Source organism: Mycolicibacterium sp. XJ870, assembly GCF_053483975.1.
Genome location: NZ_JBEFTI010000003.1, coordinates 197146 through 212861, shown reverse-complemented (window position 1 = coordinate 212861; position 15716 = coordinate 197146). Strand labels below are relative to the sequence as shown.

General features: G+C 63.2%; 12 protein-coding genes. 10 read left to right on the top strand and 2 right to left on the bottom strand.

From position 1 onward, the window contains the following. Nucleotides 1-72 precede the first annotated feature (72 nt). The 3 genes from ABQF30_RS15825 (at nt 73) to ABQF30_RS15815 (ending at nt 2248) form a co-directional block, all read left to right on the top strand. Entirely contained in the window at nt 73-423 is a 351-nt protein-coding gene (locus ABQF30_RS15825; RefSeq protein ID WP_448465341.1) for a hypothetical protein, read from the top strand. Between the two features lie 482 nt (nt 424-905). Continuing rightward, nucleotides 906-1601 carry a hypothetical protein gene (locus ABQF30_RS15820; RefSeq protein ID WP_448465339.1) on the top strand — a complete coding sequence of 232 codons (696 nt, stop codon included), beginning with the start codon at nt 906-908 and terminating at the stop codon, nt 1599-1601. Continuing rightward, on the top strand, nt 1598-2248 hold the full coding sequence (locus tag ABQF30_RS15815) for a tetratricopeptide repeat protein (protein ID WP_448465337.1): 651 nt from the start codon (nt 1598-1600) through the stop codon (nt 2246-2248). The genes ABQF30_RS15820 and ABQF30_RS15815 overlap by 4 nt, the downstream gene beginning before the upstream one ends. Nucleotides 2249-2264: 16 nt before the next feature. Here the strand turns inward: ABQF30_RS15815 and ABQF30_RS15810 are convergent, their stop codons facing one another. Further along, nucleotides 2265-3710 (bottom strand): flavin-containing monooxygenase, encoded by a 1446-nt coding sequence (locus tag ABQF30_RS15810; protein WP_448465335.1) that lies wholly within the window; start codon nt 3708-3710, stop codon nt 2265-2267. Nucleotides 3711-4190: 480 nt separating this feature from the next. On the opposite strand from ABQF30_RS15810, the gene ABQF30_RS15805 reads away from it, so the two are divergent. Continuing rightward, nucleotides 4191-6032 (top strand): acyl-CoA dehydrogenase family protein, encoded by a 1842-nt coding sequence (locus ABQF30_RS15805; RefSeq protein WP_448465333.1) that lies wholly within the window; start codon nt 4191-4193, stop codon nt 6030-6032. A gap of 32 nt (nt 6033-6064) precedes the next feature. Here the strand turns inward: ABQF30_RS15805 and ABQF30_RS15800 are convergent, their stop codons facing one another. Beyond that, entirely contained in the window at nt 6065-10972 is a 4908-nt protein-coding gene (locus ABQF30_RS15800; RefSeq protein WP_448465331.1) for an NAD-glutamate dehydrogenase, read from the bottom strand. Between the two features lie 298 nt (nt 10973-11270). Between ABQF30_RS15800 and ABQF30_RS15795 the strand changes: the two genes are divergently transcribed. The 6 genes from ABQF30_RS15795 (at nt 11271) to ABQF30_RS15770 (ending at nt 15699) form a co-directional block, all read left to right on the top strand. Further along, nucleotides 11271-11645 (top strand): hypothetical protein, encoded by a 375-nt coding sequence (locus tag ABQF30_RS15795; RefSeq protein WP_448465329.1) that lies wholly within the window; start codon nt 11271-11273, stop codon nt 11643-11645. Between the two features lie 21 nt (nt 11646-11666). Then, the gene (locus ABQF30_RS15790) at nt 11667-13127 is read left to right on the top strand and encodes a hypothetical protein (protein ID WP_448465327.1); all 1461 of its coding nucleotides are present in this window, start codon (nt 11667-11669) and stop codon (nt 13125-13127) included. Between the two features lie 173 nt (nt 13128-13300). After that, complete coding sequence (locus ABQF30_RS15785; protein WP_448465325.1) at nt 13301-14128, top strand: hypothetical protein; 828 nt, start codon at nt 13301-13303, stop codon at nt 14126-14128. Further along, entirely contained in the window at nt 14128-14952 is an 825-nt protein-coding gene (locus tag ABQF30_RS15780) for a hypothetical protein (protein ID WP_448465323.1), read from the top strand. The genes ABQF30_RS15785 and ABQF30_RS15780 overlap by 1 nt, the downstream gene beginning before the upstream one ends. Beyond that, nucleotides 14949-15407: a YbaB/EbfC family nucleoid-associated protein gene (locus ABQF30_RS15775; protein WP_448465321.1), complete on the top strand. Its 459-nt coding sequence runs from the start codon at nt 14949-14951 to the stop codon at nt 15405-15407. The genes ABQF30_RS15780 and ABQF30_RS15775 overlap by 4 nt, the downstream gene beginning before the upstream one ends. Nucleotides 15408-15486: 79 nt before the next feature. Further along, on the top strand, nt 15487-15699 hold the full coding sequence (locus ABQF30_RS15770; RefSeq protein ID WP_448465319.1) for a hypothetical protein: 213 nt from the start codon (nt 15487-15489) through the stop codon (nt 15697-15699). The last annotated feature ends 17 nt before the right edge of the window (nt 15700-15716 follow it).

Below are 15716 nucleotides of genomic sequence, written 5' to 3'. Positions count from 1 at the left end.
ATTGGTTACCTCGGCGATAAGCCGAACTGTCCACCCGTGAAACAGTCACCGAACTAAAGGAGCACGAGCACGATGTCGCTGACAGCAGACAAACTCGACGGCCTCCCGACGACTGACCTCGGACCGACAGTGCCCCCTCCGGCGTGGTGCCTGCCCGGAACCCAGCCCCATTGGGACGTGATCGGGTCCGGGCGCAGCGTCGGTGTGCTCTGCACATGGACGCGTCACTTTCCCGAACCGCAAGATCCAGCCAGCGCGTTGTGTTGGATCACGGCCGAGGACCGTATCGCCGGCGGCCGGGTGATCCGTACTGCGCCGTGGATCTCCACCGACGAACACGAAGTGTCGACCGGTGAGGACGCCCGAAAGCTCGCCGCGGCGCTACTCAATGCCGCCGATGTGTTGGAGGGTGTGACCGACTGAACGCAGCCGCGAACCCCGCCACAAAGACGGCGGTCGCGCCAATTCCCGCGCGGAGAGGGATATCCCGGGAAATCGACGTGACGCACATCTGGGTGGAGGGCATCACGCCCCCTAGCATGAACAGCGACGGCAGTTTCGCTGGCCAGGTCGGTTTCGAAGAATGCACCCGCGTGCCGCACAGGCGTAAGGGAGGCAGGAGAGCGGTGAATTCGCACCAGGTGGCGCGTTCGTCACTTCGAACAACGTTGGCGTTCTGGCAGGCGGGGGACCGGCGCAGTGTCGCTGAGGCACCAGGTTGGATGCGCTCTGGCACTTTCGAAGCCGCATTGCGGGACGCCGACTTGCCGCTGTCGGTGCAGGACAAACTCGGCGAACGTAGCCGCAAAGTGCCGCCAGCAGCATGGCTTTGGAGCCCGGGACCGCGGTATTGGTTACTGCCGTCACCACTGCACGCTGCGCGGTGGATTCGCGGGTGGACGTGGTTGGCTGCAATGTTGGGCGGGGTCGCCCTCGTGTTCTGGCGGTCCGACGACGATCAGCTAGGAATCCTTCCCTACGCCGGCGCCGCGGCGGCGGTGTGCGCGGTGCTGGCCGGGGTGACACTGGGCGGCTGGCTCTGGGTCCGCAGCGACCCGTTGCGACTCAATGCGGAAGAACGATCGGCGATCGTCGGCGCGCGCCGACGGTTAACGTGGAATCCACTGGCCGGACCCGGCAAAGTCTCCACCGGCTGCGCCTACGCTCTGACCGGCACCCGACTGGTCAACACGATCGAGCATTCTCCCGCCTGGGATCTTGCCCCGGTTCAGGCGCACCGCGGCAGGTTCGACGGCCAAGAGGAGCTTTTTCAGATCGCCTGTGCGGCAAAACGTCTAGACGAACTCGAAACGTACCTCGTCGGGACTGGCGGTGATGCCGAGGAACCTGACGTCATGAGCATCGAACGCGACCAGCTGACCGCGGCGTTGTTCCACCGCCTGGTGGTACTGCACGAATGCGCAACGTCGCTACAGAACCTGACCGAGAATTCCCTGCGTAGCAGCCAAAGAATCGACACGTCCGCCTTCGTCGCCGTCGTCGAGAACGAGCTGGCCGCCGCATCGCTGGAGAACATCACCAGGGATCTATCCGCCCTCGCAGCCGCGAGCCTCGTGGTAAACACCACGACCCCCCGATGAGCCCGCCCCAACCGCGCACCGACGTGGCAGCGGCCATCACGACGTTGGCCTCCGAGCTGGGCGCACGGCATCCCGCCATCCTGTCGGTGCGAATCGCACTGGAAACACGCAACATCCAAGACGGCAATCTGGCCGAAGCGAGACAGCGCTGGAACGCACTGTATGACGACTGCGCACACACCCTTGGCGAAAGCAATCCTACGACTCTCGGCGTCGGCTACATGCTCGCCAGGTTGCACGCGCTCGGACGTGACTTCGCAGGCGCATTGGCGCTCGCGGCTGATATCGTCGCCATCCGAGAACGGGCCACCGGTCCCGAGCACCCCGACGTTCTACTCAATCGCACCGAGATGGCGTACTGGTGTGGGCTCTCAGGTGACACATCAACTGCAGCCGCGGAACTCAATGCACTCGTGCCGTCTCTATATCGCGTCCTCGGCGAGGATCACACCGCAACCTTCGCCGCCGAGTTCAACCACGCGTTGTGGCGGGACTGGACTGACGACGTGCCGCAAGCCATAGCGGTCTGGGAAGCCCTTGTGGAAACGTCAACACGTCTGTTCGGCGCGCACCACCCAGGCGCTGCCCAAGCACGTCAGGCAATCGCCTTCTGGCAGCGCTATTCTCACGATTCGGTGAAGGAATGATCGTCGATCGACGGATCTAGCCCACGGTGAAAGCCGCCTGCGGGTTCTGCTGCAGCAGTCTGCGGTATCTCATCGTCGACTGCGGCCACGGATTGGTCACACGCCCGGACTCGGTCTTATACCAGCTGTTGCAGCCCGCCGGCCACACGGTGTTGGCTACCGCGGTGTCGAGCCACCTGCGGTAGTCGCTCATCGCGTCGGCGCGTAGTTCGACTGCCCCCGGAAGCATTTCGAGGCACTTCATGATGAAACGCACCTGACACTCGATCATGAAGACGTTGGAGTTGTGGCCGAGGATTGTATTGGGTCCATGTACGAGAAAGAAGTTCGGAAATCCCTCGACCGCGATCCCGAGGTAGGCTTCGGCACCGTCCTTCCACACGTCGGCCAACCGGACGCCGCCTTTGCCCCGGACATGCATGGGAACGAGGAACTCGGTGGTCCGAAATCCGGTTGCGTAGACGATTGCATCCACGGGGCGATGCGCACCGTCCCCGGTTCGGACGCCGTCGCCGGTGATTTCGGCAATCGGTTCGGTCACCAATTCGACGTTTTCCCGGGACAAGGCGGGGTAGAACGAGCTGTCGATGACGATTCGCTTGCAGCCGATCGGGTAACTCGGGATGAGTTTCGCCCGCAAGACCGGATCGGCAACCTGCCTGCGCAAGTTCCAGCTGGCAATCCACCGCGCGGGCCTGGCCGACCAGCCCCGAGTTATAACCGGTGAAAGTGCCAGATCGGCAGCAAGATAGACAAGTGACCGGTAGGCGGTTTGGGCGCGCGGAAACCACTTGAACACCGTCTTGGTGGGCGTGCCGAAGTCGGCCGAGGGTTTCGGTAGCACCCAATTCGGAGTCCGTTGAAACACATGCACTTGGCGCGCCTGCTCCGCCACATGAGGCAGCAACTGCGCGGCGCTCGAACCGGTGCCGATCAACGCGACGGTGCGCCCGCTGAATTCTTGATCATGATCCCATCGCGCGGAGTGGAAGGCTGCGCCGGAAAACTCCTGCCGCCCCGGTATCTCGGGCAGTTTCGGACGATGCAATTGGCCGACCGCCGAGATCACCGCGTCGGCGACAATCGTCTCACCGGTATCAGTGGTCACAGTCCACTTGCATTTCGCCTCATCGTAATCCGCAGCGATGACCATGGTCGCGGTCCGTAAGTGGCGGCGCAGGTCGAACTTCTCCGACACACCAACCAGATAACGCAGGATCTCCGGCTGGGCCGGATACCGCGAGGTTGCGCTCCGATACTTCTCGAAGGAGAACGAATACAGATGTGACGGTACGTCGCAGCCGCACCCGGGATACGTGTTGTCCCGCCATATTCCGCCCACCTCGTGTTCTTTCTCCAGAACCACAAAGGAGTCGATACCGGCCCGCTTGAGGGCAGCGGCCATCCCCAAACCGCCGAACCCGGCCCCGACGATCACGACACTGACAGACGACGTCCCCACTCGGATTCCTCCCACGATTTTCGTCGAAACCCCAACGCGCGATGAGTTACTGCAGCCCATGGGATCCGATGACGGTGCATATCACTGTACCCACAACTCGGGCCGTTGGCGTGACTCGGACCGCCGAGATCTAAACCCATCATCACTAACGCTGTGCACCGAACCTCGAAGTGCACCAAGGTGGTTCGTGCTTGCTAACAGAGCATCTGCTCATCCTGCCAAAGGAGGACGCCTCTACTCCCGCAGGATGACAAGCCAACCAGCCCACGGAATGACGCGCAGTGAACGCCAACGCCATAGGCTCACGCGGGACGTGGCTGCCATCGGGCTTTCATCGAAGCCCGCCTACCACTATCGGGGGTCGCCTCGGCCAACAGCGGGCAGCGTCGATACGAACAGTTCGCGTCCACATCGTAGAAGCGCACTCACACAGCGTCACAGGCACGTTCGGCGCAACGATGAAGGAAGAAAGGGCTCGCTATGACGATTCTCGACCCCGAGGCGCCCGGGGCGGCTGGCACGGCCGTGATGCACGACCATGCCGACCCCACCCTAGTCGCGCTGCGCCGCGTGCTCTTCAGCGATCGCCACGCTATGTACAGGCGAGTATGTGATTCGGTACTCACCCTCAACGACGATTTTGAATCCGGTCTCACTTACGCCGAGAATGCCGCCAGGGGCCCGCGGCTGCTGCGCCCTGCGATAGCCGGCTTGGGCGGGTCGTCGTCGGCATTGGTATCCGATGCATGGCTGCGCGGCGAGGTGTGCTCAGCAGCCGCGGTTGCGGCCCCGCGATTCTTAAGGGTGTTCAGTGGTCACTTCTCCCTGGCCACCTCCGCTGTGCTGCGGTTGGGCAACGGCACGCCATATCAACGACATCTGCTTGGCAAACTCGAAACCGGCACAGCATTGGGCGTCTTCGCGCACACTGAACTCGGCGGCACCAACGGGACCGATGTGCGGACGCAGGCAATCGTCAACCGCCACAGCCGCAGCATCCGACTACACACACCGGACCTGGCTGCGGCGAAGTTCATGCCCAACGTTGCGAATTTCAGCGACGGTGTACCACGCATCGTGGTCGTCACCGCGCGCCTGCTCATCGACGGACGTGACGAGGGTGTGTTCGCCTTCGTCCTGGAACTTGCGACAAGTGAAGGCATGGCCGACGGTGTCGATGTGGTCGCTCTGCCTGACAAGGCCGGCGCAGAGATGGATCACGGATTGATCGCACTCGATCTGGAGCTGCCGGTCGACGCCCTGCTGGGTGGGGACTGGGCGCGGATCGACGAAGCAGGCAACGCGTTGTGCGAGCTGAGCCTGCGACAGCGCTTCCATCGCACGATCTCGGTGCTGTCGAGCGGCCGGGTGGACCTGCCGAATGCGGCGGTGGCCACCGCACGCGCGGCGTTGGCGATGCTCGTGCACTGGGCGCAACGGCGGCGACCGATCGGCGGCATCCGCATGGCAGACCGCGATCTCGTGCAGCGGGACTTCGTATCGGCGGCCGCGACGGTGTATGCGACAACGGTGTTCGGGGCTGCGGTCGTTGAAGCGACGATCGCCGACACTGAACCTGACCAGCCCAGCGGGGCATGGGCCATGCTGGCCAAACCTCTACTGTCCTACAACGCCTTCGATGTGCTGCAGATGTGCCGGCAACGGTCGGCGGCTCGGGGAGCGCTGCGAAACAACTACCTCGCGGACTGGATCAGCAACTGCGAGGGCACTATCACTGCCGAGGGCGAGAACCAGATCATGTGGGTCACCGCTGGGGGTTTCCCACGCCGGGTGGCTCAGGGCAGGGCACCGGTTGAGCTGGACATCACGCAACTGCGGATTCCCGGTGTCCCTGCTGAGCGCCAGTGGTGGCACGAAATGTTGGCCCAGCGCGCGGACATCATGGGTGTAGATGCGCGGGAAGGCCGCGCCGCGCACGCCTTCGGGCAAGATTCGGCGGCGTTCGACCTGGCGGCAGCGACCGCCGAACGCCTTGCCGCAGATTCCATGCTCGCCGCCGCGCATCGGGTGGCAGATGAGCCCGCCCGCGAGCTTGTCCTGGACCTGGCCGCGGTGTGGGCGCTGGAACGCATTGCAGCGCAAAGTCTGTGGTACACGCAGCACGGATTGATGAGCAGTCCACGGGCCACACTGGTTGACCAAGAACTCACCCGGCGGCGCAAGGCCCTGGCCAATGATCTGCCCCTGCTGACCGCGGCGTTCGACATCCCGGCACTGTCAGCGCCACTGCTCGCCGAGGACGAAATCGACGCCTGGCGGCAGTATGCAGGTTGGGCGGACAAGTTCCCGGCCACGAAATAGCACGGCCGCCCTGTCGAGTCCCATCAACCGGTCTAACCCATGCCTGTTCTGCTGCGCGTCATGCTGCGGATCTGGCGGGCCGCCACTGACAGCGTCGCCAGGTCGTGGGCGTGAGTCTGGTAGATCTCGGTCAAGGTGCGGCGTGCCCGCGCGACTCGGGAGCTGTTGGTCAGCTCCCACTCCGCGATCTTCTCCTCGCCGGTTTCGTTCGGCTCACCAACCGCGAGCACATCCAAGCAGAGCGAACGTAGCGATCCGTAGATATCGTCGCGAATCGCCAAGCGCGCCAGTGCATGCCATCGATCATCGCGAGGCATCTGGGAGACCGCAGTCAGTAGGCCGTCGGTGCCGAGGGCGTCCATCAACGCGAAGTACGTGTCGGCGACCTCGGTGGGTTCGCGGTCGGCGATGTCGGCGATCTCGATGATGTCGAGCAGGCTGAACTGATACAGCGTGGTCGCGATCAAGTAGGCCAACTCGTCCGAGACTCCCTGGGAAGTGAACTCGGCGGTCTTGTCGGCCACGATCACCTTGTCGTCCCCGCGCAGCCACTCCTGCATCCGCGGGGTCAATTCCGCGACGTTCCAGGCGAATCGGTTGGTCTCCGCGCCGACGGCCAGCGGCTGGGGGCGGTAGTTCAACAGCCAGCGCCCGGCACGGTCGATCAGTCGGCGCAGATCCAGGGTCATTCGGTCGGTCACCTCTACCGCGACCCCGCCGTCACCGGCGGCCCGTATCTGCCGCCATACGTCGCCGACCCGGAAGATGGCGGCGGTTGCCGCATAGCTACGGACGGCGTCGACCGAACCGACTCCGGCGTCCTCGGTGATCCGGTACGCGTAGCTGATGCCGCTCGTGTCCACCAGATCGTTGACCACCATGGTGGTGACGATCTCCCGGCGTAGCCGATGCGATCGGATGTCCCTATCGAACCGCTCGCGCAGCACCGTCGGGAAGTACCGGGGCGACCGGGCGGCGAACACCTCCTGATCGGGTAGGTCGCTGGCCAGCACGTCATCCTTGAGTGCCAACTTGACGTGGGCCATCAGGGTCGCGAGTTCCGGTGAGCTCAGGCCGAGTCCGGCTTCGGCGCGCCGGGCGATCTCCTTGTCCGCCGGCAGTGCCTCGAGCTCGCGGTTCAGGCCACGGTCGGCGACCAGCTGCTTGATCTGGCGGGCGTGGACATTCAGCATGCCGGGCGCGTTGGCCCTGCTCGTGCCCATCAGGTCGTTCTGGTCGGCGTTGTCCGACAACACCATCCGGCCCACTTCATCGGTCATCGACACCAGTAGTTCGGTGCGATCGTCGACGTCGACCTTGCCTGCGGTGACCAGCGAGTCGATCAGGATCTTGATGTTGACCTCGTGATCGGAGCAGTCGACGCCGGCCGAGTTGTCGAGCGCGTCGGTGTTGACCCGGCCGCCCGCCAAATCGAACTCGATACGGCCCCTCGGCGTCACCCCGAGGTTGCCGCCTTCGCCGATCACCTTGGTGCGCAACTGGTTTCCGTTCACCCGCACCAGGTCATTGGCGCGGTCACCGACGTCGGCGTCCGACTCCGTCTCGGCCTTGACGTAGGTACCGATACCGCCGTTCCACAGCAGGTCGGCCGGCGCCTTGAGGATGGCCTTCATCAGTGCAGGCGGCGTCATCTCGTCGACGCAGCCTTCGATGCCCAGCGCGGCGCGCACCTGCGGGCTGATGGGGATGGCCTTCTGCTGGCGGCTGTATACGCCACCGCCGACGCTGATCAAGGACTTGTCGTAGTCCTCCCAGCTGGACCGGGGCAACGCGAACAGTCGACTGCGTTCTTGCCAGGACCGCGCCGGGTCGGGGTCGGGGTCGAGGAACACGTGCCGGTGATCGAATGCCGCGAGCAGTCGGATGTGTTTGGACAGCAGCATGCCGTTGCCGAACACATCGCCGCTCATGTCGCCCACGCCGACGACGGTGAAGTCCTCAGCCTGAGTGTCGACGCCCATCTCGCGGAAATGCCGTCGGACCGACTCCCACGCCCCTTTTGCGGTGATGCCCATGGCTTTGTGGTCGTAGCCCACAGAACCACCCGACGCGAAGGCGTCACCCAACCAGAATCCGTACGACTTCGCGACGTCGTTGGCGATGTCGGAGAAGGTTGCGGTGCCCTTGTCCGCGGCGACGACGAGGTACGCATCGTCGCCGTCGCGGCGCACCACACCGGGTGGTGGGACGACAGCGCCCGTAGCCTTGTCGACGTTGTCGGTCACGTCGAGCAGGCCGGCGATGAACAACCGGTAGCAGGCCACCCCCTCGGCGCGCAGGGTGTCACGGTCGGCGGCCCGGTCGCCGGACGTCTCGGGCGGCTGTTTGACGACGAATCCGCCCTTGGCGCCGACTGGCACGATCACCGCGTTCTTGACCGCCTGCGCCTTGACCAGTCCGAGGATCTCGGTCCGGAAATCCTCCCGGCGGTCCGACCAGCGCAGCCCGCCGCGGGCCACGAAACCGAATCGCAGATGTACCCCCTCAACTCTTGGCGAGTACACGAAAATCTCGAATCTCGGTCTCGGCAGCGGCAGTTCGTCGATCAACCCCGGATTCAGCTTGATCGCCAGGACGTTCTGGTGCCGAGCGGAATCCTGCCTGCTAACGAAATAGTTGGTGCGCAGCGTGGCCTGAATCATCGACGCAAATGCCCGAAGCACGCGGTCGGTGTCGAGACTGACCAGGGCATCGATATCGGCGGCGACCGCGGCTGCGGCAAGCTGCGCACTGCGCCGTTGCGGCGGACCGGCTTTGTCGGCAGCGGGATCGAAGATGGCCTCGAACAGCTCGACGAGCGACCGCGCGGTTTTCGCGTTGTCGTTGACGACTGCTTCGATATGCGCCTGGCTGTACGGAAAACCGGCCTGTCGCAAATATTTGGCGTAGGCCCGGATCAGCGTGGCCTGCTGCCAGGTGAGACCGGCACGCAGCACCAACTCGTTGAACCTGTCGATCTCCGCCCGGCCATGCCAGATCGCCTCCACCGCGTCGGCGAACCGCTGCGCATAGGCGTCGCGATCCGGGCGCGGGACGGCAGGCACAGTGTGGTGCGGCGAAATCTTGAACTGATAAATCCACGCCTGCAAACCATCGGGCCGGGTCACCGTGTAGGGCCGCTCCTCGAGCACAAGCACACCCATCGACTGCAGCATCGGCAGTAGCCGGCTCAGCGAAGCCGAGTGGCCACCGAGATACCACGTCAAGTGGGCGACCCCTTCCTCACCACTCTCGGCGAGTACCAGCTTGACCGAATCCTCGGTCAGCTCTTCGATGATCGCGATGTCGTCGATCGCATCGACCGGTGCGATCGCCTGCTTGTATACCTCGGAGAATGCCTCCGCATAATGTTGCACGGTGTCCTGGTCGAGGCTGCCTGTTCGTCGCGTCCCGAGCAGCCGGTCCCCCCAGGTACGGGCCGCTTCGGTTAGCAAGCCCTGAATGCGGGCGTGGTTCGCCGAAGACAGGTCGCTGTCGCCCAGCCAGCTGTCCTCTGGCAGACGAACAGTGAAATACGCTACAGCCCAGGGAGCTTCAGTTACCCGCGCGGTGTATTCGATACTGCTTCCATCCAGTTCGCGGAGCAGGATGTCCTGCATCGTCAGCCGTACCGCGGTGGTGTAGCGGTCACGTGGCAGATACACGAGGCAGGACACGAAATGCGCGAGCGGATCGGCGCGCAGAAACAGCAGCGTCCGGCGGCGGGCCCCGAGATCGATGACAGCTGTTGCCATGTCCAGCAACTCGTCGGCGTCGAGCGCGAACAGTTCTGAACGCGGAATGGTCTGAATGATGTCGAGCAGGAGCTGATCCGGATGGCCGGGGTCACGCGCGGCGACCGCAAGCGCATCGTTGACTCGACGGGAAATCAGCGGGATGTCGAGCACATTGGCGCCCATCGCAGCGACGGTGAACAACCCGACGAAACGATGCTCGACCGCCGAGGCATTGCGCTGTTCGCGCACAACCACCATGTACGGGTAAGCGCCATAGCGCAGGTAACTCGGAATGGTGGCCTGCGCCAATGCCAGCAAGTCGTCGACCTCGGTGAGTTGCGGCAAGGCGTCACTGCGCAACCGCAGCACTCCGAGCCGGCTCGACCGATAAGCCAGCGCCTTACCATTGCCGACCGTGCAGCACTGATAGCCCAGCAGCACGAAATTGCCATCGGCCAGCCATCGCAACAACGCCGCGACTTCGGCCCGGTCCGGTCCCGCGAACCGGTCCCGTGTATCCCCGTCGATTCCGTCAGCCAGTCTGCGCATCGTCAACACCAAGGCCCCCGTGTCGACGGCGACCTGGCGGGCATCAGCGACAACGCCAGGCAACAACCGTTCAGCCTCAGCCAAGGCCTGACGATTCGCTGAACTCGACAGCTGCACGTGCATCCAGGTCTCATCGATACCGTCGAAAGCCACTGTGTCGGTGGCCTGTCCGATCTCCAACAGTTCACCGGTCGATCCTCGGCGGATCCGGAACACCGGATTCATGATCGCCCGGTAGCTGATTCCGAGCCGATGCAAAAGCACCGCGACCGAGCCCATCAGCATCGGCGCGCGGTCGGTGACAATCTGCAGCGCTGGGCCGAAACCAGCCGAGTCGTCTGGCGCATACACCGCCACCCGAGTCTCGCCCGGAGGCCTGACCCGACCCACCTGGTAGTGCGCGGCCACCACCGACGGCGACATCGCATCCTCCGCGGCCGACCGGGCAATCGGTCCGGCGGCCACAGAATCGGCCCCGGGTGCGTCGGCATGTGGTCCGCGATGGGTCGCCGTATACGCCCGAATGACATCGTCGGTGGTGTCTGCAGCGAAGAACGTGGCGGCAGGAAGCAAGGGCTTCGTGATGTTGCCCAGGGCAGCTGCCTCGTTGTGCCCGTTGTCGAAGTTCCGTGTGGTGTCAATGAATTCGGGCATGCCGAGATCAGTGCCTTTCAGGTGGGTGCCCGAATGATCCTAGGCGCGCCCGAGCGCGATTTAGCTTGCCGCGTAACGACCAATTTCTGGTGACTTCTGACGTGGGGCCAAACCGCTAGGGCAATGCCCAGTGCAGACCCGTGGGAGCACACACCCAATGCCGACCTGCTTGCCGGAGGTTGACATGCATCGGTGGCCAATGCCAGTGTAAAGTTACCGCCAGGGGGCAATTTACCGGATGCGGAAGTACTGTGAACGGCGAGTGCGAGCTTGTGGCCTGAGTCGAAGGGGAGGGGTCGTGTCAAACACTCTGGACGGCATCATCGGGGACATCTACGGGCTGGATGGACAGGGTCCCGAGCTGCGTCATTCGACATCACTGTGGCCGGGCATCGGTGATCCTGACTTGGCGGTGACCACAGAGGCGCTCGTCTACTTCACGGCGGCATTCGACAAGTATCGCGCCGCTTTCGACCAACAGCGGACGGCGATAAAGGGGTTCGCTTCATTGCCCGAAGTCCTTACCTACACTTCGGCGGTCGAAACCAATAAGCAGTTGTCGCAGTTCGCTCGCGAGAACGTGATCACAACACTCGACGCCTATATCTCGTACCTCGACGAGTTCAAGGCCACTGTTGACACCGCCATCAGGCGAATACTGGCCGAAACCTGAGGTGCAGGACGGAAAAGCGACATGTGCGAGGACGCGATCGAAGGCACAAGCAACTTCCTGGCGGATAGCCCCTATCTCATCGTCATCCCGATCGTCGGATCTTGGGCCCACTGGGTAGGCGACTGGGGGAATGATCCTTCCAAGGTCGACGACGACGATCTGCATGCGCCGGAAACTGGACTCGACGATCTGAACCGGCAGCGTTACGAGAAGGCGGCCTTTCCAGTAGTTCCAGAGAACTTCAGCCACGTCACGTTCGAGGAGGTTTCTGATCACGTCGTCGGACCACGCATCGGAGACACCGGCGCGGGTTTGGCGGCGGGATGGGGCAATGTGAGAGACGCAATATCGAGAGCGGCAGCGGATTTCGCGGGTGCGCTCGACAGCCTGGTGAAGGATCCACAGCACTGGAATGGCGAAACCAAAGGAGCGGCATTCCAGAACGTCAGGGACTCGTTTCGCGAACCGGTTCAGGTGAGTCTTGGCGCAGGCGCGATGGAGGTTCTGATCGATGGTTTCACGCGCACCATGGACTTCGTATACGACAACATCGTGCCCAACAGACAGCAGTATCAATCGGATTGGGACGCGTACCCCCAGAGTGGCGATGAAATCAAGAATGCATACGACACCTTCGCGCGGAAGTTGATGCAGGAAACGTATCGACCGAACATCGAGAACATCGCCAACAACAATCCATCGTTCACAGGAGGCGGTCCGCCCGACTTGGGGAACAACCCCGGCGGACCGCAAGGCGCGGGAACGCCCGGTGGTGGTGTTCCGGGTAGTGGACCGCAAACGCCGGATCTGGGTCTGCCGGAGATGCCCGAACCCACCATCCCGACCGAACCAGTCAGCCCGACCACATCGCCCAACCTCGATGGCATCACTGATGCCGCGACGAATGCGCTCGGACAAATGGGCGACGCAGCGAAGCAAGCGGCGGACGCTGCCAAGGAGGCGCTGCAGAATCTCGATGCTGCCGGCGAGGGGCCGCCGGAGGGCGTGCTTGGTCTCGGGCCTACGGGTCTGAGCAGTGCGGGACCGACTGCAGGTGGCGCAGGTCTCAAGGCGGGTGGCGGCGCCGGAAGCAGTCTGCCGCGCGGATTGCCGAACGCCAGAGCGATCAGTGGTACACCGACCCCTGCGGTGGCACGGATGGCCACGCCTGCGGTCGGTGCTGGATTGGGCGCCATGGGTGCACCTGCCGCGGGAGCACCGGCGGCCGCCAATCCTGGCGGCGACAACAACACCAAGGGCCATCAGGTCAACAAGGCTTTGAAACGCATGAAGAATGGGCAGGACGTCGTCGGTGAATCCGATGCAATCGTGCCAGTGATCGGGGCGGACGAAGCCCCCGAAGCCACCGATCCTGAACGTAGTGATCCCGAGTGGCCTGAGCCAATGGGTGAAATACCGCGTCCGAGCCCGTACCCGGGCCCGGAGAGTGTCGAGCGGCCCATCCAGGTGGTCAGCCAATGACATTCATCCGATCGCTGAGTTTGGTGTTGCCGACCGCGAGGCCAGCTAGCCCCGATGAGGTGGGGTCGGCATCGCAGTGGCGGGCGGTGTGCGAGTGCCCAGATCCGCCCGCCGACATGGCAGTCCGGGCCGGCCGAGCCGCGCTGGAGGCAGCCGCATTGCCCCCTTCAGACGTGGCATGGGTGGTTCATGGCGGGTCGGGATATCAGGGCAGCGTGGGGTGGCCGATACATCACCACATCCAACACGGAATTATCGGAAGTAATGGCAACGCTTTTGAGATTCGGCAGCTCTGTGCCGGCGGATTGACGGCGTGGTTGGTCGCCGAAGGACTTGTGCGCTCGGGCGGCGCGGTGGTCTGCACCGGCGCCGACAACTGGTCGTGGGGAGACCGGTTTGCCACCGCTCGATCCATTGGCGGCGAACCGTTCTCCGATGCCGCCCATGCCTCGGTCCTCTCGGCAAGCGGAGGGTTCGCCAAGATCTTGGGTACTGGCACCGCAAGTCGCCCCGAGCAGTCGCAGCCATGGAGAACTCGAAACGAGTTCTGGGAGCACGCGACGATGAGCGACTTCCGAGACACCGTCGCCAGGGTTGCCAGTTCCAGAACGCACGATGCAGCGCGTGATTCTTTCGACATGCTGATCGGCGCGGTTACCGCGGCGCTCAAGAACGCACAGATCAGTCCGCAGTACGTGACGCATTTCGTACCGCACGGCACTGGTAGCGGAGAACCGTACCGCTCGCTTGCACGGGCGATCGACGTGCCTTGGTCAGAATTGCTGTACGAGAACGGGCTTGAACACGGGTATCTCGGGGTCAGCACGCAAGCGGCGGGGCTAATGAGCCTTGCCCGGGCGGGGAACTTGGCTGCCGATTCGATTGTCTTGCTTGTTGCTTCGGAATATCAACTCAGCGCGACCGCGGTCGTGCTGCACATTGTGCGGACTCCGACGGTGTCGACCATCGGGCAGATCCATTCGCTGCGCGAGGCAACCTGATGCCCACCAAGTACCGGCAACGCTCGACTGTCCGTCGACCTGCTCCGCGCCACATCGGGAGCATCGAGTTGATCGACCTCGACATCATCTGCAGGTTCTACGGCCGAGATTTCCTGCCCTATCCGTTCATGCTGACACGGCCGACGAGGTTCTCATTTCATGAGGAATACACTCGCTACTCCAACTCTGTGCCGGACCGTTTCAACCATGGCGACTTACAGAAATTTCGACGCTGGGCAGCGTCATACGCTTACGCGGATATTCGCGTCGAATGCCACGTCCAATTCATTCCCTCCAGCATTCCCAGTCTCCGGGTAGTCGGCAACCGGGTGGGTGGCCTGGGCTACCTGGCTAAGCAACGGTCCGACGAGGACATCATCGACGTGTACGAAGTGTCGCCCTACGATCTTGGTCACGCCATCGCCGATTCGGTAGAGCTCGTCAAACCGGGTCGGCACCATGAGATTGTCATTCCGGAGTACAAGTCGTCCTCCCGAACCGACACTCAGCCAGAACATTTCAATCTTCGGCAGGTGGCCGACCAATCGACAGCCAGAGTGGTTCGCCGCGCTGAGGTGACGGCTTTCGGCAGTGTGCAAACCCATTGGCGTCCCACCCGCCGCTGGGGATTGGATCGCGGGAAGAACGCCGCCGTGTGGGTACGGATCAAAGACGACGGCGAGTACCGCTTCGAGGTTGATTTCGATCGGGCAAAACCGATGACGAGGCCATCGCTTGCAGAGCGCATCGACGAACTGATCGCCGAGGACGTCGCGGTGCTGCGGGACATCAAAAACTTCGAGAGGACAGGTGAGTCGGGTTGAGTAATGAAGCGATGCGCGATCAGTTGACTGAGGTGTTGGGCCTCGTGCAAAAGCAGATGGCCGATATTGCTGCGGTACGCACCAAGCAGGCGAAACTCACGGTCGCGAGGACCGCGGCGGACGGCTTGGTCGAGGTGACCGTCAATGCCCACGGCCAGTTGCTCAAAACTGTAATCGACGAGACTTACCTCGACGAGTACGAATTTGACCAACTTGCCGATCACATCACCGAGGCCGCGCAAGCCGCGTTCCGGGACGTAGCCCAACGTGTGGCAGACATGATGGCCCCGATCGGTGAGCGGAGACGTCGCTTTCCATCGTTGGCCGAAATCGTAGATGGTGCACCCGATCTGCGGAATCTGGCACCGTCCTGGCCCCAACACCGCGCGGAGCCTCGGAGCAACCACGACAACCGTGGCCAGAATGGCGACGCGTTTCCCACGTTGAGGAGATGACCCGATGTCCGAATCATTAGGAGTGACACCATCGGAACTTCGGGCTACCTCCAGACGTCTCAACGACGTCAGCAACCGGATGAACGACGTGCTGTCGGGACTGCGGGGCAAACTCAGCGCCGAGGGTGCCGCGTGGGGGGATGACAGGATCGGAGATCAGTTCGTCAAAGATTATTCTCCACAGTTGGACTGGGTCGACGGTTCGGTGGTAGCCAAGTCCGACTTGCTTGACCACTATTCGCGCGGCCTGAAAGTCGCTGCGGATTCCTTCGAGCAACAAGATCAAACCTAGTCGCAACCATCTGTGGC

Coding starts and splice junctions, on each gene's coding strand:
- ABQF30_RS15825 (WP_448465341.1), top strand. CDS start 73: ATGTCGCTGACAGCAGACAAACTCGACGGCCTCCCGACGACTGACCTC.
- ABQF30_RS15815 (WP_448465337.1), top strand. CDS start 1,598: ATGAGCCCGCCCCAACCGCGCACCGACGTGGCAGCGGCCATCACGACG.
- ABQF30_RS15805 (WP_448465333.1), top strand. CDS start 4,191: ATGACGATTCTCGACCCCGAGGCGCCCGGGGCGGCTGGCACGGCCGTG.
- ABQF30_RS15800 (WP_448465331.1), bottom strand. CDS start 10,972: ATGCCCGAATTCATTGACACCACACGGAACTTCGACAACGGGCACAAC.
- ABQF30_RS15790 (WP_448465327.1), top strand. CDS start 11,667: ATGTGCGAGGACGCGATCGAAGGCACAAGCAACTTCCTGGCGGATAGC.
- ABQF30_RS15780 (WP_448465323.1), top strand. CDS start 14,128: ATGCCCACCAAGTACCGGCAACGCTCGACTGTCCGTCGACCTGCTCCG.
- ABQF30_RS15770 (WP_448465319.1), top strand. CDS start 15,487: ATGAACGACGTGCTGTCGGGACTGCGGGGCAAACTCAGCGCCGAGGGT.